The sequence below is a fragment of the Streptomyces sp. NPDC057963 genome, assembly GCF_042887155.1.
In the GTDB taxonomy this organism is placed as follows: Bacteria; Actinomycetota; Actinomycetes; order Streptomycetales; family Streptomycetaceae; genus Streptomyces.
Map to the genome: position 1 here is coordinate 255,238 of NZ_JBHVPX010000012.1, position 18,620 is coordinate 273,857.

The 18,620-nt window shown below is 71.7% G+C and carries 14 protein-coding genes and 2 pseudogenes; 8 read left to right on the forward strand and 8 right to left on the reverse strand.

Annotation, left to right across the window (positions count from 1 at the left end):
• The first annotated feature begins 454 nt into the window (after window positions 1–454).
• The gene (locus tag ACFVT1_RS27230) at window positions 455–4,009 is read left to right on the forward strand and encodes an indolepyruvate ferredoxin oxidoreductase family protein (protein ID WP_389800072.1); all 3,555 of its coding nucleotides are present in this window, start codon (window positions 455–457) and stop codon (window positions 4,007–4,009) included.
• Window positions 4,010–4,034: 25 nt separating this feature from the next.
• Here ACFVT1_RS27230 and ACFVT1_RS27235 read toward each other — a convergent pair whose 3' ends face one another.
• From ACFVT1_RS27235 to ACFVT1_RS27255, 5 genes and pseudogenes are all read right to left on the reverse strand, one after another.
• Window positions 4,035–4,259: a hypothetical protein gene (locus tag ACFVT1_RS27235; protein ID WP_389800189.1), complete on the reverse strand. Its 225-nt coding sequence runs from the start codon at window positions 4,257–4,259 to the stop codon at window positions 4,035–4,037.
• A gap of 24 nt (window positions 4,260–4,283) precedes the next feature.
• On the reverse strand, window positions 4,284–5,006 hold the full coding sequence (locus tag ACFVT1_RS27240; RefSeq protein WP_389800074.1) for an alpha/beta hydrolase: 723 nt from the start codon (window positions 5,004–5,006) through the stop codon (window positions 4,284–4,286).
• Between the two features lie 246 nt (window positions 5,007–5,252).
• Window positions 5,253–5,655 (reverse strand): annotated as a pseudogene (locus tag ACFVT1_RS27245) (hypothetical protein).
• Between the two features lie 27 nt (window positions 5,656–5,682).
• Window positions 5,683–7,515 carry a serine/threonine-protein kinase gene (locus ACFVT1_RS27250; RefSeq protein WP_389800076.1) on the reverse strand — a complete coding sequence of 611 codons (1,833 nt, stop codon included), beginning with the start codon at window positions 7,513–7,515 and terminating at the stop codon, window positions 5,683–5,685.
• Between the two features lie 103 nt (window positions 7,516–7,618).
• A complete protein-coding gene (locus ACFVT1_RS27255; RefSeq protein ID WP_389800078.1) occupies window positions 7,619–7,894 on the reverse strand; it encodes an ACT domain-containing protein in 276 nt (91 codons plus the stop codon).
• Window positions 7,895–8,388: 494 nt separating this feature from the next.
• Here ACFVT1_RS27255 and ACFVT1_RS27260 point away from each other — a divergent pair, with 494 nt between their 5' ends.
• The 3 genes from ACFVT1_RS27260 to ACFVT1_RS27270 are packed head-to-tail and all read left to right on the forward strand — an operon-like array spanning window position 8,389 to window position 11,362.
• Window positions 8,389–9,351 carry an alpha/beta hydrolase gene (locus ACFVT1_RS27260; protein ID WP_389800080.1) on the forward strand — a complete coding sequence of 321 codons (963 nt, stop codon included), beginning with the start codon at window positions 8,389–8,391 and terminating at the stop codon, window positions 9,349–9,351.
• Between the two features lie 38 nt (window positions 9,352–9,389).
• Window positions 9,390–10,694 (forward strand): sensor histidine kinase, encoded by a 1,305-nt coding sequence (locus tag ACFVT1_RS27265; RefSeq protein WP_389800082.1) that lies wholly within the window; start codon window positions 9,390–9,392, stop codon window positions 10,692–10,694.
• Window positions 10,691–11,362 (forward strand): response regulator transcription factor, encoded by a 672-nt coding sequence (locus ACFVT1_RS27270; RefSeq protein ID WP_362206605.1) that lies wholly within the window; start codon window positions 10,691–10,693, stop codon window positions 11,360–11,362. Before ACFVT1_RS27265 ends, ACFVT1_RS27270 begins: the two co-directional genes overlap by 4 nt.
• Window positions 11,363–11,409: 47 nt before the next feature.
• Here ACFVT1_RS27270 and ACFVT1_RS27275 read toward each other — a convergent pair whose 3' ends face one another.
• Entirely contained in the window at window positions 11,410–11,793 is a 384-nt protein-coding gene (locus ACFVT1_RS27275) for a hypothetical protein (protein WP_389800084.1), read from the reverse strand.
• 131 nt (window positions 11,794–11,924) lie between these two features.
• Window positions 11,925–12,638 (reverse strand): annotated as a pseudogene (locus ACFVT1_RS27280) (alpha/beta fold hydrolase); the annotation flags it as partial.
• A gap of 254 nt (window positions 12,639–12,892) precedes the next feature.
• On the opposite strand from ACFVT1_RS27280, the gene ACFVT1_RS27285 reads away from it, so the two are divergent.
• The 3 genes from ACFVT1_RS27285 (at window position 12,893) to ACFVT1_RS27295 (ending at window position 15,338) form a co-directional block, all read left to right on the forward strand.
• Window positions 12,893–13,105 (forward strand): MbtH family protein, encoded by a 213-nt coding sequence (locus tag ACFVT1_RS27285; RefSeq protein WP_389800086.1) that lies wholly within the window; start codon window positions 12,893–12,895, stop codon window positions 13,103–13,105.
• A gap of 327 nt (window positions 13,106–13,432) precedes the next feature.
• On the forward strand, window positions 13,433–14,167 hold the full coding sequence (locus ACFVT1_RS27290; RefSeq protein ID WP_389800088.1) for an FkbM family methyltransferase: 735 nt from the start codon (window positions 13,433–13,435) through the stop codon (window positions 14,165–14,167).
• A gap of 16 nt (window positions 14,168–14,183) precedes the next feature.
• Window positions 14,184–15,338: a glycosyltransferase family 4 protein gene (locus tag ACFVT1_RS27295; protein ID WP_389800090.1), complete on the forward strand. Its 1,155-nt coding sequence runs from the start codon at window positions 14,184–14,186 to the stop codon at window positions 15,336–15,338.
• 178 nt (window positions 15,339–15,516) lie between these two features.
• Here the strand turns inward: ACFVT1_RS27295 and ACFVT1_RS27300 are convergent, their stop codons facing one another.
• Entirely contained in the window at window positions 15,517–17,244 is a 1,728-nt protein-coding gene (locus ACFVT1_RS27300; protein WP_389800092.1) for an aldehyde dehydrogenase family protein, read from the reverse strand.
• 190 nt (window positions 17,245–17,434) lie between these two features.
• Between ACFVT1_RS27300 and ACFVT1_RS27305 the strand changes: the two genes are divergently transcribed.
• Window positions 17,435–18,613 carry a PucR family transcriptional regulator gene (locus ACFVT1_RS27305; RefSeq protein ID WP_389800094.1) on the forward strand — a complete coding sequence of 393 codons (1,179 nt, stop codon included), beginning with the start codon at window positions 17,435–17,437 and terminating at the stop codon, window positions 18,611–18,613.
• Window positions 18,614–18,620: the final 7 nt, after the last annotated feature.

Genomic DNA, 18,620 nt, shown 5'->3' on the forward strand with positions numbered 1-18,620 from the left:
GAGTGCCTGGCACGCCCGGCGCTCCCGTCCCCGTCCCTCCGCCCCTGTCTCTCCGTCCCCGTTCCTCGCCCCGCTCGGTGGTCCGGTCGGCGGCCGACGGGACCGCGTGCGGCGTTCCCTCTCACTCCGCCGGGCCGACGGACGGACGGGCGCGTGTCCGTCCGTCATTCCCGTGCCCCGGCTCCTCGGCGGTCCGGCTTTCCGGCTTTCCGGCTCCGAAAACGGAGTTCAGCCGCCTCGGTCTGTCACGCCCGGTCCACGGATGCCGCGTTCCGGCCAGTGGACGACCGATTCGACCGCCACCGCCCGGCGCCGGCCCCCGTCGACCGACAGTGCCCGGCGTGCCGTGGCCGCGCCCCGCCGGCCCGGCCGTCTCGGGCGCCCGCCCCGTCGTACCGCGCCGACTCCGTGCCCGCCCCGCCGACCACAGACGTCCATCCGGAGGAACACAGTGGTGACCCCTCAGAAACCAACCGGCCCCCGCCCCACGCTTCAGGACCGATACGTACGCGAAGAAGGCACCCTCCACCTCACCGGCATCCAGGCTCTCGCCCGGCTGCCGCTCGACATCCGTCGCGCCGACCGCCGTGCGGGCCGCAGCACCGCGGGATTCGTCTCCGGGTACGAGGGTTCGCCGCTCGCCGGATACGACATGGAACTCGCGCGCTGCCGCCTCCTCCTCGACGAGTACGACATCGTCTTCCGCCCCGGTGTCAACGAAGAGCTGGCGGCGACGGCCGTCCAGGGCACCCAACTGGCCGCCGCGCAGCCGGACAAGCGCGTCGACGGGATCACGGCCATCTGGTACGGCAAGTCCCCGGGCCTGGACCGTGCCTCGGATGCCATCCGGCACAACAACCTGATGGGCACCCATCCCGACGGTGGCGCGCTCGCCCTGGTCGGTGACGATCCCGCCGCCAAGTCGTCCACCGTCCCCGGTGCCTCGGAACTGCTCCTGGCCGACCTCGGACTGCCCACGCTCTACCCGTCCGACCCGCAGGAAGCGCTCGACTTCGGACTGCACGGCATGGCGATGTCCCGGGCAGCCGGCCTGTGGGTGGCGCTGAAGATCGTGACGGCGGTCGCGGACGGCTCCGGTACCGTCGACGTGAGCGCCGGACGGATCTCACCGGTCGACCCGGACCTCACCGTCGACGGAGTGCCCTACCGCCACACCGTCGGTACCCGGATGGTGCAACCGGCCCTCGGCGATCTGGAACGCAGCAGGGACGGCGCCCGCCTGGAGATCGCCCGTCGCTACGCCGCCGCCAACGGCCTCAACCGGATCACCGGATCGGGCCCCGACGACCGCATCGGAATCGTCGCGGCAGGCAAGACCTTCCTCGACGTCCGCCAGGCCCTGCGCATCCTCGGACTCGACGACGCCGAACTGGAGCGGCGCGGCGTGCGCCTGCTGCACCTCGGCATGATCCACCCCCTGGAACCCGCGGTCGTCGAGCGGTTCGCGAGCGGACTGCACCACATCGTCGTCGTGGAGGAGAAGCGGCCACTGATCGAGACCGCTCTCAAGGATCTGCTCTACGGGAGCGGTGACCGTCCGTCCGTCTCCGGCAAGCGCGCCCCCGACGGCTCGGCCCTGTTCCCCCTCGACGGAGAACTCGATCCCGACACCGTGGCCGCACGGCTCGCACCCCGGCTGAACGAACTGGCCGAATTCCCCACCGTACAAAGCTGGTTGGACGCCACGCGGGCAACGACCCGGCGCAAAGCACTGCCACTCCTGCCGGTGCTGACCCGCACCCCCTACTTCTGTTCCGGCTGTCCCCACAACCTCTCGACCAAGGCACCCGAGGGCGCTGCCGTCGGGGCCGGGATCGGCTGCCACGCCATGGTCACACTCATGGACCCCGCCCAGGCCGGGGACGTGATCGGCATGACGCAGATGGGGGGAGAGGGCGCCCAGTGGATCGGCATGCAACCGTTCCTCGCACGCGACCACCTGATCCAGAACCTCGGCGACGGTACCTTCCACCATTCCGGCAGCCTCGCCGTCCGGGCGGCGGTCGCGGCCGGTGTGAACGTCACCTACAAGCTGCTCCACAACTCGGCGGTGGCGATGACCGGCGGCCAGCAGCCCACCGGCGTCATGCCCGTGCCCGCGATCGTCCAGGGGCTCCTGGCGGAGGGAGTCAAGCGCGTCATCGTCACGACCGAGGACGTCAAGCACTACCGGAAGGTGACGCTTCCCAAGGGCGTCGCCGTCTGGCATCGCGATCGGCTGGCCGAGGCCCAGGAGGTGCTCGCCCGGACTCCCGGCGTCACCCTGCTCCTCCACGACCAGGAATGCGCGACGGAACTCCGGCGCAAGCGCAAGCGCGGCCTCGCACCCGAACCAACCGAGCGCGTGGTGATCAACGAGCGGGTGTGCGAGGGGTGCGGCGACTGCGGACGGCGGTCGAACTGCCTCTCCGTACAGCCCGTCGACACGGAGTTCGGCCGCAAGACCCGGATCGATCAGTCCTCCTGCAACAAGGACTATGCCTGCCTGGCGGGGGACTGCCCTGCCTTCCTCACGGTCGTTCCCGCCGGCGGGAAGCCCGCCTTCACCGCCGCCCCGATGCCGGACGGCGCCGCCTTGCCCGATCCGGAGCCTTCCGTACGGGCGTCGCACACCGTCCGGATCACCGGCATCGGAGGGTCCGGGGTGGTCACCCTCGCGCAGATCCTCAGCACCGCGGCCTCGCTCGTGGGCCTGCACGTCCGGACCCTCGACCAGACGGGCATGGCCCAGAAGGGCGGCGCGGTGGTCTCCGACATCAAGCTCACCACGGAGCCGACGGAGCAGGCGGGCAAGGCGGCCCTGGACGAGTGCGATCTCTACCTCGGCTGCGACCTTCTCGTTGCCGCGGATCCCGGAAACCTTTCGGCGGCCGCCCCGGCGCGAACGGTGGCGGTCGTCTGCACGGCACAGGTCCCGACCGGACAGATGGTGGTCGACCCGGACGTGCCGTTCCCCCCTGCCGAACCGCTCAAGGAACGGATCCGGACAGAGTCCAGGGACGTGGTCTTCCTGGACGCGCGGCGGCTCGCCCGCGACCTGCTGGGCGAGGACCAGTTCGCCGGCCTTCTGCTCACCGGCGCGGCCTACCAGACAGGCGGGCTTCCGCTGCCAGCCACCGCCATCGAGGAGGCGATCACCCTCAACGGGGTCGAGGTCGAAGCCAACCTCAAGGCGTTCCGCCTCGGCCGCCGGTCCGTCGCCGACCCCGACCCCTTCGCCGCTCTCCTGAAGGAGCGTGCCGCTTCGGCGGGGCCGGGGCGCAGTCAGTCCGCCGCGGCCCGTCGCATCCTCGCGCCGGTCGGGGCCGCTGCGGGGTCGGAGCTCGCCCGGCTCCTGGAGATCCGGGTTCCGGATCTCATCGCGTACCAGAACGCCGCCTACGCGAGCAGGTACGCGCGCTTCGTCGAGCAGGTGAGGCGGGCCGAGTGCGCGTGCGTACCCGGCTCGACCGCCCTCACCGAGGCCGTGGCCACATACCTGTACAAGCTGATGGCGTACAAGGACGAGTACGAGGTGGCCAGGCTCTCCCTCGACCCCGAGGCCGAGCGGGAGGTGCGGGCCCGCTTCGGGGAGGGCGCGCGGATGTCCTACCGTCTCCACCCGCCCGTCCTGCGGGCCCTGGGGATGACCCGCAAGATCGAACTCGGCTCCTGGTTCAAGCCCGCCTTCCGGGCCCTCGCCGCGGCGCGCGGCCTCCGCGGCACACGCCTGGACCCGTTTGGGGCGGCGCGCGTGCGACGCACGGAACGGGCCCTCGTGGCCGAGTACGAGGCCACGATCACCGAGGTCTGCCGGAGCCTCGACGAGAACACCCACGGCCTGGCCGTCGAGATCGCCTCACTGCCCGACCTCGTGCGCGGCTACGAGGAGATCAAGATGGCGTCCGTCGCGCGGTACAGGGCCCGGTCCGAGGAACTCGTCGGCCGTCTGCACTCCCTGATCCGGCCTGTTCCCGACTCAGAAGACCAACTGATCGTTTCAGAATGAGATTGCTCGGCTGCGGCAGCCGTGGTCAGGTATCAAGGCGCTGAAGTACCTGTGTGAACTCGTCCTTCTCAACGAGGCGGACCAGGACCTCGGTCATGCTGCTGATGCCGGCGTCGCGGACGACGAGTCCGTCCGAGCACCAGAAGTAGCGGCCGGTACCGCCGCGATCGGGGCGGTTGCGCATCTGCCGGCTGCCGCTCACCGAGGAGGGCCGGGGCCTGTCCTCGATGAGCGGCAGCCTGGCCGGCACCGCCTAAGGGCTGTCCGCCCGGCCTCACTTCAGGTGCCGGGCGAAGAACCGGTCCCCGTCGTCCACCTCGAACCACGGGGTGCCGGCGTGCCCGCCCATATTGGCGTGCAGCGTCTTCTCCTTGGTGCCGAAGGCGTCGAACAGGTCCAGGGCCAGTTGCCGGTCGTTCCCTTCGTCGTCCCACTGCAGCAGGAACTGCAGCGGAATGGCGACCTGCCGGGCCTCCTCGCGCTGGGCGCGGGGCACGAAACCCCCGGCGAAGAAACCGGCGGCCGAGATACGTGGTTCGACCACCGCCAGCCGAATGCCGATGGCGGTCATCCCCGAGTACCCGACCGGGCCGCCGATCTCGGGCAGCGGAAGGAGGGCGTCCAGGGTGGTCCGCCATTCCGGGACCGCCTTTTCGACCAGCGGGACGATGAAGGACTCGAAGATCTCGTCGACCGGCTCGCCGGCCGCCATCGCCCGGCGGAGGTCGGCGCGGGCCTGCACATCGACGGCGGAACGGGGCCGGTCGCCGTGCCCGGGGTGGTCGATGGCGGCCACCGCGTAGCCGTACTCCGCCGCGGAGTGCCGGGCCCGGGCCACCAGCCGCGATTCCCGCTTGTGCAGGCCGCCGTTGTGGCCGATCAGGATCAGCGGGGCAGGTGCGGATCCAGACGTCCACAGGATGCCGGGGATCTCACCGAGGGTGAATTCGCGTTCGAGGACGCCGTCGTCGAGGCGCTGTTCGGAAGTGAATTGCATGGTCGTGCCTTTCGGGAGTGCTCTTGAACGGCGCTCCCGGACGACCTATCGTCCGACCGTGACCCCGGAGGGGAGCACCCATGTCGATACTGCGTTCACGGGTACCACCTCCTCGTTCTCTCGCACGGCCTCCGGAAAAGTAGCAGTGGTCGCCGTGGTTGGCCAACGGGTTTTTGCGGAGGCTCCGTGGCCGGATGCCACGGAGCCTCTCGCCCAAAGGCCAAGGCCGTGCAGGAGGACGGTGTCCTACGTGGTGGGTTCGTGGCAGCGTTTGCAGCAGCAGAGGGCGGCGGCGAGGCCGAGAAAGGCCAGCTGGGGGTGGCGTTCGTGGCGGTGGTCGAGTCGGTGGTAGCCGGTCAGCCAGGACACGGTCCGCTCGACGACCCGTCCGCGGCGTCCTGATCGTTCGCTGGACTCGACGCCCCTGCGGGCGATGCGCACGCGTCCCGAAGCACGGCGGCAGGGCCCGGCAGGCGCACCCGCCGACCAGGACAGGGATGATCGCCGCGAACAGCGTCTCATCAGGCGTGTCCTGCGTCCCGCCGCCCTGCGGACGCACTCTCGACGGCGGGATCAGCGGCTCCGCGATCTCCCGCCGCCCGTCCGGAACAATCCCACTCCATGTATCCCGCCCCCATGAACAGCCCAGCGACCCGACCCCTACACAGGACAGCCCTCAGGCATGGAAGCCGTTGCAGACGACGGATGTGTACGCCGTGGGACCGCCCTCGACGTGATACAGCACCACGGTCCAGTCACCTCTGTCGTCGCCGACCGGGATCGCGTCGACGGTCCGTTCGCCGAAGTGGGCCCGGAAGTCGTCGGGGTACTTGAGTCTGATGGTTCCGCCCGACGACCACCGGGAGTAGATGTCGACGGGCTTGCTGGTGAAGCCGATGCCCTTCGAGACGGACCGGAGGGGCCGGCCGCTGGAGCGGTCGGTCTCGTGCGGGGGCCGCACCCCCACGGAGACGTAGTACGGCGCGGGGCGTCTGCCCTCTCCGGTGTTCTTGGGACGCAGCTCCACCGACGCGGTGTTTGAGCCGGTGGTGTGCGAAACGGAGGACTGGAGGGACATCGGCGGTGAGGCCCCGGCGTAGCTGGCCAGGTCGCAGGAGCCGATGCCCTGGGAGGCCTGCTCGGGATCGTCCGACAGGGTCCAACGGTCCTGCGAGACACGGTCGTTGAGGATGTGGTCCGGCGTCCGGCCGGCCGGACCGCCGGAGCCGGTGGCCCGGCCGCTCGGACGGTGGGAGCCGGTGGGCGGCCGGGAAGCGGTGGCATCGGTCGCGGGCGCGGCGGTCGGGGGTTCCTTGTCCTCCTGTTCGGGGAGCAGCCAGATCACCGCCGGGACGACGAGTGCCACCGCACATGCCGCGAGCCAGGCCCTGCGACGTGCGGTGCGGGCGGTGCGCCGTCGGAGCTCCGGCCCGTCGTACGGGGTGGTGCCCGGCGGCACCCGGGGCCCGGCCGCCGGTACCCGTTCCGATACCCGTTCCGGTATTCGTTCCGCCGGCCGGCGATCCGCCTGCCTGCTGTCCACCGGCCGTGTCACGGCCTCGGTCTCCGGTTCCGGTTCCGGCTTGGACGGTGCGAGCCCGTCGGACGACGGGGGAGGCGGGCCCAGGGGCCCGGGTCCCGGCACGGGCAGGGGTTCGATGTCGCGGGTCAGCGAGCGGTAGTGGGCGTCCGTGGCCAGCGCCGAGTCCACCGCGCATCCGGCGATCACGGCGGCCGGTCCGGGCCGCTGCGTCGGATCCTTCGCGACGCACCGCCGGATGAGCGAGGCCAGGTCGGGCCGTACCCCCGCCACGTCGATGTCCTCGTGCACGGCCCGGTAGCTCACCGCCGTCGCGTCACCCGTGCCGTACGGGGGCCGGCCGGTCGCGGTGTAGGCGATGGTCGCCCCCAGCGCGAAGATGTCCGCGGCCGGGCCGGCCTCGTTGCGCAGGACGACCTCGGGTGCCGCGTACCCGGGCGTTCCCAGGGCCATCCCGTCCCGGGTGAGGATCGTCTGTTCGAGACCCCGGGCGATGCCGAAGTCGATCAGCTGCGGTCCCTGCGGCGCGAGGATGACGTTCTGCGGCTTCAGGTCCCGGTGCGTGACCCCGTGGACATGGACCGCGGCCAGTCCCTCGGCGAGCGCCGCGAACAGCCGCAGGGCGCTGTCCGGCGGGAACGGGCCGCCCTTACCCACGGCACCGCGCAGCGTGGGACCCGGTACGTACTCGGTGGCCAGCCAGTACGGGGACGCGCCGAGCGACGCCTCGATCAACTGGGCGGTGTAGGCGTTGCGTACCGTCTCCACGGTCGCGGCCTCCCGCCGGAACCGGGCCAGCGCCTCGGGGTGATCGCTGATCTCGTCGCGGATCACCTTGACGGCCACCAGCCGTCCGCCGGGTGACCGGCCGAGGTACACCTGTCCCATACCGCCCGCGCCGAGCCGGGCGAGAATCGTGTACGCGCCTATGCGCGCGGGGTCCTGAGGTCGCAGCACATCCACCGGCATGACTGTGCCACATCCGCTCGCTCGATCGGGCCGGTGGACGCAACCGGTGCGCAGCCTCCCTCCGTGCGCGGCGGCGTGTTCGCCGACCGGACGCCTCTCGCACTCAGTGCAGCCGCCAACCCCGGGTTTGGAGAGCCTCTTTCAGGGACACCGCCAGGCCGGGGGCGACGCTGACATGGACCAGCCCGGTCAACTGGCTGGTGGCGTGCTCGATGCGCACGTCCTCGATGTTGACCCCCGCGCGGTCGACGGCCGCGAACAGCCGGGCCAGCTCGCCGGGCTGATCGCCGACCACGACGGTCACCACGTCGAACCGCTCGGGCTGCGGCCCGTGCTTGCCGGAGATCCGGGCACGGCCGGACCGGCCCTTCCGCAGCATGCTCTCGACGATCTCCGCGCCGTCCCGGCCCCCAGTGCCACGGCCGTGCGCAACGCCTCGGAGTCCACATCCCGAAGGTGCACGGTCACGTCGTGCGCCCGGAGAGCCAACGCCACCGACGTGCCCACGAGTCCCGTGCCGGCCACCAACGCGGAGTGCATAACGGCAGTGTCCATTCCCTGGGTTGAACAGCGACGCAGCGGCCCGGATCCCGAGTACGGACCGGACCGGCACCCCCGTGCTCGCGCACCGGACGCCCGGTCAGACGGGACCATAGACGGCCGACAGCACCGTACGAAAGGCCGGACCGTGGTCGAACACCCGATTGACCGGCCGGGCGGGCGGACCGGTGGTGCCGAACCCGACCCCTACCTCTCATACTTCAGAACTACGCGGAGGGTTCACTCCCCGGCGGGACGCCGACTACGGGGTGTGATCCATAGCTTCGGTACCGGAAGCACGAAAGACATCCGGTACGGAAGGAACCATCTGCCATGGCGTCCCGCCCACGCAGAAGCCGCCTGTGCCGCGCCCTGCTCACGGCACTGGTCGTCGCCTCGGTGACCGTGCCGGTCTCGGGGGCGGTCAGGCCCGCCGACGTACCGGCGCCCGCACCGACCGTCCCGGGCGCGCTGCCCGCCGCCACCCCGACCGCCCTCGCCGAGCGGTACGCCGCGACCCGGGCGGACATCGGAGCGGCCGCGAGGATGGCCGACGACCACGGCGACACGAAACGGGCCGGAGCGCTGCGCGTCATGGCGGACCCCGCACGCCACCTCCTCTCCTTCGACGGACGCCACGGAGGCCGCACCGTCGAGGTGGTCGGCGACCTGTCGCGGGCCGACCGGATCGCCGTGCTGGTCCCGGGCGCCGGCATAAGCGTCGACAACTACTGGCGGTTGAAGGGCGGCGCCCAGGCGCTGCGCAGAGAACTGGGCGACCGGGCCGCCGTCGTCGCCTGGCTCGGCTACGAGACCCCGGCCACGGTGAGCCTGGCTGCCGCGACCTCACGGCGCGCCGACGGTGCGGCTCCCGAACTCCGCGCATTCCTGGACGAGTTGAGCAGCATCAAACCCGCCGCCCGGACCTCCCTGCTCTGCCACTCCTACGGTTCCGTGGTCTGCGCACGGGCCGCCGCCGGAGTCCGGGTCGCGGACATCGTGCTGTACGGCAGCCCCGGCGCCGGGGTCGACGACGTGGCCGCTCTGCACACCCCGGCCGCCGTCTGGGCGGGCCGGGGCAGTGACGACTGGATCGCGGACGTACCGCACGTGCGCCTGCAACTCCCCGACACGGACGTCGGTTTCGGTGCGGACCCGGTCTCCGACGGATTCGGAGCCCACGTCTTCGAGGCGGGCTCCGGTGGCCACAGCGACTACCTGAAGCCCGGTTCCGTCTCCCTGAGGAACCTCGCCCGGATCGTGGACGGGCGGACCCCCGATGCCCCTCGTGCCTGATCCGCCCGGCCTGCCACGGTGTGTCTAGGGTGGTGCCCATGAAGAAGCCGGACATGGTGGAACGACTGGCCGGGGGCCTGCGAGCGGTGTCGCGAAACCTGCGCGAGGACCTCTGGACGGGAGTCGCCGACGCGGACCCCCGCACGGTGGGGCCCCGCTGGCTCCGGGTCGTCGCCGTCTCCGGGCTCGTGCTGCTGGCGGCGATACTGTTCGTCTTCAACGCGCTCAAGTACGGGGCCGGGGATCAGATCGGCGCGATCGGCCTTCTCCTCGCGGGGATCCAGACAGCGGCACTCGTCGCCGCGCCCTACCGCCCGGTCCCGGCCTGGTGGGCGGCGACGACGGCCCAGACGGCCGTGGGCTTCGCCATGTTCGAGGCGCACGGCTTCAGCGGCGGAAGGCCCCTCTGGAACAGCTCCGAACTCGCCCTTCAGGCCTGGGTGCTCTTCATGCTCGCGCTGCGGTCCCGTCTCCGCGCCGCGGTCGAGGCGCTGGTGATCAGTCTGCTGACGAGCCTGTTCCTCGTCGTCGCCCTCGACCAGACCGGCTACGCCCCGCTCACCGTGGTGGTCCTCGCGATCGCCACCCTGGTCGGCGCCGCGCTGCGCGGCCGCAACGTGGCCCGTACCCAACTGGTGGCGCTGGAGGAGCAGACCGCCGAGGAACGCAACCGGCGCGCCCTTCTGGAGGAACGCAACCGGATCGCCCGCGAACTGCACGACGTCGTCGCCCACCACATGTCCGTCATCTCCATCCAGGCGCAGGCGGCCCCGCACCTGGTGGAGAACCCGTCCGCGGAGCTGAAGGAGAACCTGGCGAGCATCCGCGAGAACGCCAAGGAGGCACTCACCGAACTGCGCCAGGTACTCGGCGTACTGCGCTCCGAGCACTCGGTGTCGGAGAGCGAGTGGCACGCCCCGCAGCCCACCCTCGACCGGCTGGACGAACTGGTCGCCAATGTGCGCAGCGCCGGGCTCACCGTCTGTACCCACACCACCGGCGAGCCCGTCCACCTGGCACCGGGCATCGAGTTGTCGGCGTTCCGCATCATCCAGGAGGCGCTCAGCAACGCGATGCGGCACGCGCCCGGGGCGGAGGTGCGGGTGGAGATCGCCCATCGCCCCTCCGGCGTGACCGTCAGGGTCGCCAACACCGCGCCGACCGGGCCCGCCCAGCCCTCGCCGGGCGCCGGCCACGGCCTGCTCGGGATGCGGGAACGCACCGCGATGCTGCGTGGCACGCTGGCCTTCGGCGCCACCCCCGACGGAGGATACGAAGTGATCGCGACGCTGCCCACGCAGCTTCCCGCCGAACCCGCCGAGCTTGTGGAGGAAAACCAGTGACGACCACCCGCGTGCTGATCGCCGACGACCAAGTGATGGTCCGTCAGGGCTTCACGGTGCTGCTCAATGCCGAACCCGGCATGGAGGTCGTCGGCCAGGCCGTGGACGGGATCGACGCCGTTGCCAAGGTCGCCGAACTGAGCCCCGACGTCGTACTGATGGACATAAGGATGCCCGGGGTCGGTGGCATCGAGGCGACGCGCCGCATCATGGCGTCACCCGCCGTCACCACCAAGGTCCTCGTGCTGACCACGTTCGACCTCGACGAGTACGTCTACGAGGCGCTGCGCGCCGGGGCGTCCGGGTTTCTGCTGAAGGACGCGTCCGCGACGGAACTCGCCCATGCGGTACGGGTGGTGGCGGCCGGCGAGGCCCTGCTCGCACCGAACATCACCAAACGCCTCATCGCCGAGTTCTCCCGGATGTCCGACGCCCCCCGCGGCCCGGTCAAGGGCCGTACCGGCAACCTCACGGAACGTGAGACCGAGGTCCTGTCACTGATCGCGCAGGGCCTGTCGAACGCGGAGATCGCCGAGCGCCTGGTGGTGGCGGAGCAGACCGTCAAGACCCATGTGAGCCGGATCCTGGTCAAGCTGAGCCTGCGCGACCGGACGCAGGCCGCCATCCACGCGTACGAGACGGGCCTCGTCCGCCCGGGAGGGTACTGAGCCCCCACACACAACCCGGGCAGGGGCGGAGCAGCGGCCCGCACGGTTCAGACGCTGCCGAGAACGACGACCGCGTTGTGGCCGCCGAAGCCGAAGGAATTGCTGACGGCGAGCGGAACGGGAGCGTGCCGGGGCGCGCCGTGGACGATGTCGATCCCGGCGGCATCGGCGCCGGGGGAGTGGAAGTTGGCGGTGGGCGGGATCACTCCCCGGTCGACCGACAGGGCGGTGAACGCGGCCTCGACGGCGCCCGCGGCACCGAGCATGTGGCCGGTCACACCCTTGGTGGAGGTGACCGCGGTGTCCGGTCCGAAGACGCGCTCGACGAGCCGGGCCTCGATGGCGTCGCCCTGCGGTGTGCCGGTCGCGTGGGCGTTGACGAGCACGACGTCCGACGCCCCGACCCGGGCGTCGTCGAGCGCCTGCCGCACGGCGAGCCGCGGTGATCATCTTGAGCAGCAGCGGGCCGGCGGCCGCGACCACCGCGTGGACGATGGTGAGCAGGAGCAGCAGGGCGAGCGGCCCACGGTGCCCCACGGCGTACGGAAGGATGCGGCGCACGGTGCCGGTCACCGGCGTTGGTGGCCCATGCCTGTCCCTCGGCGGCCTTGTCGCTGCCGCCGCTCAGCCCGAATATCTCCAGCCAGGTCGCGATCGACGCCTCGTCGTTCAGTGTCGCGGGGGACAGCATCTCCAGGACGGTCCTCAGTGCCTGGTACTTGGAAGGCAGCTTGAGTCCGCTTTCCAGCAGCGCCGGCTCGGCGGCCTCCACGGCCCGCCGAGCCGCGTCCGATCGCGCCCTGGTGGCCATCAGTACCGCGGAACGCACCAAGTGGGTTGAACCGATGGCGAGTTCCTGGGCGATCATGGCGCCCATGGAGTACCCGACGATGCGGCACGGTCCGAGGTCCAGGGCCTCGATCAGGCCCTCGGTGTCGGCCGCCAGCTCGGCCGGCGCGTACTTCCCGGCGGGCGCGCCCGATCCACCGATGCCCCGGTTGTCGAACACGACCGTCTCGTACCCGGCCTGATGCAGCGCCGGTGTCTGATGCATCGTCCAGACCCGTCCCGCGGTTCCCGAGCCCATGATGAGCAGCACGGGCTCTCCGCGGCCCGCGCGCTGATAGGAGAGCCGGAGCGTGCTCCTGTGCGCGTCCCGGCCCCGGCCGAAGGGCCGGCCGGCAGCCGCTCCCGGCCCGCGGCCGGTCTCGCCGCGCCCCCACCATGGCACCGCTGCGCCACGCCGATCAAGGCAGTCCCGTGCCCGCCGGTCCATGCGACGCGGACGCCCTGATCCAGGTCTGTTCAACTGAGGCTCCGGCGCAGTTGAACGCCTGCGGCCCGCCCGGCCGGCCCGATGCAGGCCGCCCTTGTTGACTCGCCGACCGTGCCCTGGTTCATAGTGAATCTTCAGTGGGGCCCACCGGTGTACGAGGCAGCCACTGCACAAGAGGAACGGCGCGAGCCGGGGCCTGCCCGCTGCCCGCCACCGACACGAACCACATCACGAACCCGAGAGAGGACGACGTGGTGACGAATCCGTTCGAAGACCCCGATGCCAACTACCTGGTCCTGATCAACGAGGAGAACCAGCACTCCCTCTGGCCGGTCTTCGTCGATGTGCCCGACGGCTGGACGTCGGTCTTCGGTGAGGCGGGGCGTCAGGAATGCCTCGACTACATCGAGGAGAACTGGACCGACATGCGGCCCAAGAGCCTGATCGAAGCCATGGCACAGAAGTAGCGGCCGTCCCGCGCGACTTCGCACCCCGCTGTCCCGGGCGGGATGCGAAGCAATGTTCTGCGTTCATTCGTGACGTTTTCGCACCTGCGAGTACAGACCTGAGATGTACATCTCAGGTCTGACATGCCGGCCAATCTGCTTCTGAAGAAGGATGGGATCACGCCGCATCCGATGATGCGATGGAACGCCGACCGCGTGTGGCGTCGCTCCGGCAACAGAACCCGTGCGCCCGTGCAGGCTGAAAGGCGTTTGATGAGCGGCAGGTTGACCCGTCGGCCGGATCCCTCGCGCCCTCGGCCCGGCGGCCGCCCACGGCCGGGGCTGCGCGTGCGGTCGGTCGCGCTCGCGCTGCGCTGGGCATCCTCGCGCTGGGACTTCGTGGAAGAAGAAGTGGCGGGACTGCGCCCGTTGGTGCGGCCGGGGGCCGTCTGCCTCGACATCGGAGCCGAATACGGCCTCTACACCTGGAGCCTGTCCGCGCTGGCCGGACCGGAGGGGAAGGTGCACAGCGTCGAACCGCTGCACGGCCCCGCACAATGGCTCAGGACCGCGGCCGCCGCTCTCGGCTGCGACAACGTCACCGTTCACCGCATGGCCCTCGGCGAGCGGGCGCACGAAGGAACGATGAGTCTGCCCCGGCGCCGTCTGCTGCCCGTCCACGGACGCGCCTACCTCACCGACGGCGCCTCGGGCCCCGGCCCCAACGCCGAATTCGCCACCGCCCGCCCCGTGACCACACCGGTGCGGACGGTGGACGGCCTCTGCCACCACATGGGCCTGGAACGGGTCGACTTCATCAAGGCCGATGTCGAAGGGGCGGAGGCGGCCGTGCTGTCCGGTGCCCGCCGTACGCTGCTGCGCCACCGGCCCGCCCTCCTGCTGGAGATCGAGGACCGCCATCTCGAGAAGTACGACATGGCGGCGGAGCACCTCGTAGGCCGGCTCGCCCGACTCGACTACGACATGTACCGCTGGCAGAACCGGGGTTGGGCACGTGTGGCCGACGTGACCGACGACTGCCGCAACTACCTCTTCACGGCCCGCTCGGCCCCACTCAGCTGAAGGATCCAACACATTCATGGGCCCCACCCTCGTCATCACCAACGACTTCCCGCCGCGCCAGGGAGGCATCGAGACCTTCGTGCACGCGATGGCGACGCGGATACCGGACGACGACGTGGTGGTCTACACGTCGCGCGAGCCGGGTGACGCCGCCTACGACGCGACGCTCCCGTTTCCTGTCGTGCGTGACACCAGCGGCATGCTGCTGCCGACCGGGCGGGTCACCCGCAGGGCGGTCGAGATAATCCGGGCCCACGGTTGCGACCGGGTCTGGTTCGGGGCCGCCGCACCGCTCGCCATGATGGCGCCGGCCCTGCGGCGCAGCGGTATACGGCGCATGGTGGCGACCACCCACGGCCACGAGATCTGGTGGGCCAGGACCCCCGGCGCGCGCCGGATGATGCGCCGTATCGGTGAGGGCGTGGACGTCGTCACGTACCTCGGCCAGTACACACGCGATCGGATCGAGCCGTCCCTCGGCCCGCGTGCGCGGATGAGCCGTCTGGTGCCGGGGGTCGACGCGCAGGTGTACCGGCCCGACGCGGGTGCCGGGCTGGACCTGCGGACCGAGCTCGGCCTGCGGGACGAGCGGGTGATCCTGTGCATGGCCCGGCTGGTCCCGCGCAAGGGCCAGGACATGCTGATCCGGGCGATGCCGCTGATCCGCCGGGAGGTGCCCGACGCGGTGCTCGTCGTGGTCGGACGGGGACCGGACGAGGCCCGGCTGCGCAAGCTGGCGCTGCGCCATGGCGAGGGGGCGGTCCGCTTCGTGGGCGGGAAGTCGCACACCGAGACGCCGGCGTACTACGCGGCGGCGGACGTCTTCGCGATGCCGTGCCGTACCCGGAAGGCGGGCCTGGAGGCGGAGGGGCTGGGGATCGTGTTCCTGGAGGCGGCGGCGAGCGGCCTGCCGGTGGTCGTCGGCGACTCGGGCGGTGCTCCGGACACGGTGCTCGACGGCCGGACCGGCCGCATCGTCGACGGCACCGACACCACGGCGATCGCCGGTGCGCTGACCCGGATACTGCTCGACGCCGACCTGGCCGCGGAGATGGGTGCCGCGGGCCGTGTATGGGCGCGGGATTCCTGGTCCTGGGACGCGTCGGCCCGCCATCTGACGCAGTTGCTGGACCCCGAGAGCGTCCCGGTGGCCGCGCCGGGTCAGGAGTAGGCCCCTGGCGGTGGCAGTGTGCCGCGCGGCGCGGAGAGGGGCCCGGCCATCACCCCGTGGTGGCGCCGCCGGTGTCACCCGGGAGCCGCCCCCCGGTACCGAGGGGCGGCAACCGCCCCGCCCATCGGCCGAGGCGCGGCATGAGGTGAGCTGCGGGCCGTGCGTCCGAGGGCACCGCTCAGGCCCGGAAGGCCGAGGCGAACACGGCGGGCACCCGCGCCCAGGTCCGCCGCTGCGCCAGCCGGGTGAGCCGGCGGCCGGTCGCGGCGGCGCTCCGCGCGGTGACGAACCACGGCGGCTTGGGGAAGAGCGCGAGCTCACCTCCCGCGATCGACCTCGGGAAGGGCCGGAACGGACCCCGTACGACGGTCCGCTCCGGCGCGTCGATCAGCAGGGCGTTGTGTACGACGCCGATCCCGCTCTGGGCATCCGTGACGGTGTGGCCGGGGAAGGCGCCCCACGGAGCCGTCGCGGTGAGGAAGCCCACCGCGGTCCAGGCGTTGACGGCGATCGTCCCGTACCGCAGCGCGGTCACCGCGTCGTCGAACGCCCGGCCGAGGCGCTTCATGGTGGCCGGGTCGACGACGATGTTCGCCCCGAGGGTGCCGGCGAGGTCGCGGTTGGCGGTCTCGACGGCCCGGTTCAAGAACTCCGCACCCGTGCCCGGCAGCGTGAGGACACCGAGCACCGGCGCGAAGTACTCGGTCGTCCCCAGCTCCGCCGCCTCCTGGCCGTCGCCGAGTTCGACCAGCAGGCGTGATCCTTCGGCGCCCTGCCACTCGGCCTCCGGATGGCGGCGCGCCGCGTCCGTGAGCCGTTCCGCGCTGCCCGGGTACCAGGCGGGCCGGGCCGGGGCGGTCCGCAGGGCCTCGCGGAGCAGACCGAGGAAGGCCTCGCGCTGCGGCCAGTCGCCGCTGACCACGACCACCTGCGAGGCGATGCAGTTGTGGCCGCTGTTGTGCAGGCGCTGGGTCGCGATGTGCTCGGCCTGGTAGCGGAGGTCGGCGGCGCTCCAGACGCCCGGGACCACGATGACGGGGGAGACGCCGCCGAGTTCGCTGGTCATCGGCTTGTCGAGGAGCGGAGTGCCGGCGGCCTTGCGGGCGCGGCCCTCCTCACCCGGGCCGAAGGCGACGACGTCGTGGGTGGCGAGGCTGCCGGTGATGTGGACGTGTGCGACGCCCGGATGGCGGGCGAGATATTCGCCGACATCGCCACCGCCCGGGACGATGCGCACGACGCCGTGCTCGACCAGCGGGGCGAGAACCCGCCGGTAGACCGGCTCCAGGTCCCCCAGGACGGGGTTGAGCTTCAGCACGACGACACGGTTGTGCGCGATCAGTTCGTACAGCACGTCGAGCGGTGCGATGGAGGTGACGTTGCCCGCGCCCAGCACGAGACCGACGCCCGTGGTGTGCTCGGGCCGGCGTGCGCCGAGACCCGCGTGGCGCCGCACCGTGTCCGCGTCGACCCCCGGCCGCATCCACACCTCGGCGCTGAAGCCGTTCAGGAGCAGGCGGTCGTAGGTGTTGAGCGGGAGCACGGGGACGCTCACCCGTCCGCCCGGTGCTCGCCCGAGCTTCGCGGCGTCGAGCGGGCCGCGCCCCGAGGCGAGCGTCCTGAGTGTGCGGACGAGCGCCTCCAAGGAGGTCAGCAGCGCGTAGGGGCCGGAGAGCCACTCCTCACCGGCGAGCGGGGATCCGCCCGGCAGGAGCTTGATCCGGCCGGCCGTCCGTACCCAGTTCTCGGCCTCGGCGGAGACCGCGGCGTGGACCCGGGTGAGGAGGGCGGCCCGTTCGGCGGACGAGGTCGCCGCCCAGCGCAGCTCGCCCTCGGCGAGCTCGGAGAGCACCGCGTCGAGTTCGGGCATCCTCCGGGTGTTGCCTGCGGGGGCTGCAGCGGTCATGGTGATCTCCCTGGATCGCGACCGCACGGACGGGCGCCGTGCTGCGGAACTGGTCCCCGGCACAAGGGCCCGGGGCCACACCAAGATGACGGATACCAGGACCCCTTGCTATGGGCGGGCATCGCGAGTTCCCTCGAACTGCTTTGTGCGACAGCACAATTGAGGTGAGGAGGGCGAGTACCTTTGCGAGATGCGCGACACCACGGGCTGCGAACACGTCTTCGCCGAGATCCTCGCCTCGATCGGTGAACTCACCGAGGTGACGGTCCGAAAGATCACCGAGGACGAGTCCTTCTACACGCGCAGCCGGCTCCCCGCGGACCTGCTCCGTGACATCGTCCACGCCAACATCGAGGCCCTCCTGCGCAGGGAGACCGGCGGCCCGGACCTCGGCGACGAGTCGGCCCGCCGGGCCGGGCGGATCAAGGCCGAGCACGGCATCCCGCTCCCCGCGCTGCTGCACGCCTTCCGGCTCGGCGGACTGGAGATCTGGGAGTGGGCGATCGCCCGCGCCACGACCGGCGAGCAGTCCGCCGCGCTGCTGCGCCGCTCGTCGCACTTCTGGGGCGTGCTCGACCGCTTCTCCACGGCCGCGACCGAGGCGTACCGGCAGGTCGCCGACGACCGGGAACGCCAGGAGCGGGTGTCGCGGCGGGTCACACTGCTCAGCGTCTTCGAGGGAGCGAACGGTGTCCGGTTCGGGAGCGCCGCAGGCATCCAGCGCGCCCTGGGCCTGCCGGAACGGGCGTCGTACCGCGTGGTGGCGGGCGAGGTCGGGCGCAAGGGCGAGGACCCGCTGCCCGGCATCACCGCCCGGCTGGCGAGCGCCGATGTGGCGTCCGTCTGGACCACCGAACTGGGCGAGCGGCTGGGCCTGGTCGCCCCGACCGGTGACACCGAGTCCGCCGCGGCGCTGCGGGTCGTGGAGCGGGCGGCGACCTCGCGGGTGGGGGTGAGCCGGCCGTTCACCGTCCTCGCCGCCGCGCCGGAGGCGGTACGTCAGGCACGCATCGCCCTGGAGTGCGTGGCCCCGGCCGGGGTGGGCGTCCACTGCTACGGCACCGCGCCGATCGACACCCTCGTCGCGGCGCACGCCGAGTCCGCGGCCGAGCTCAGCGAGAGCGTGCTGGGGCCACTGCTGTCCGGCGAGGGCGGCGATGCCGCTCTGCTCGGCACCCTCGACGCCTGGTTCGCCGCGGACGGTTCGACCGCCGAGGCGGCGCGGCGGCTCCACTGCCACCGCAACACGGTGCTCTACCGGATCACCCGCATCGCGGAGCTGACCGGCCGCACCCCGACGCGGCCGGTGGACGCCGCAGAGCTCTATGTCGCCCTGCGGGCGCGGCGGCTCGCGGGCGACGAGCGGTAGCGCCGCG

Excerpts from the sequence above, each read along its gene's own strand:
- ACFVT1_RS27240 (WP_389800074.1), bottom strand. The coding sequence starts at position 5,006 with ATGCAATTCACTTCCGAACAGCGCCTCGACGACGGCGTCCTCGAACGC.
- ACFVT1_RS27250 (WP_389800076.1), bottom strand. The coding sequence starts at position 7,515 with ATGCCGGTGGATGTGCTGCGACCTCAGGACCCCGCGCGCATAGGCGCG.
- ACFVT1_RS27255 (WP_389800078.1), bottom strand. The coding sequence starts at position 7,894 with ATGCTGCGGAAGGGCCGGTCCGGCCGTGCCCGGATCTCCGGCAAGCAC.
- ACFVT1_RS27260 (WP_389800080.1), top strand. The coding sequence starts at position 8,389 with ATGGCGTCCCGCCCACGCAGAAGCCGCCTGTGCCGCGCCCTGCTCACG.
- ACFVT1_RS27265 (WP_389800082.1), top strand. The coding sequence starts at position 9,390 with ATGAAGAAGCCGGACATGGTGGAACGACTGGCCGGGGGCCTGCGAGCG.
- ACFVT1_RS27295 (WP_389800090.1), top strand. The coding sequence starts at position 14,184 with ATGGGCCCCACCCTCGTCATCACCAACGACTTCCCGCCGCGCCAGGGA.
- ACFVT1_RS27300 (WP_389800092.1), bottom strand. The coding sequence starts at position 17,244 with ATGACCGCTGCAGCCCCCGCAGGCAACACCCGGAGGATGCCCGAACTC.
- ACFVT1_RS27305 (WP_389800094.1), top strand. The coding sequence starts at position 17,435 with ATGCGCGACACCACGGGCTGCGAACACGTCTTCGCCGAGATCCTCGCC.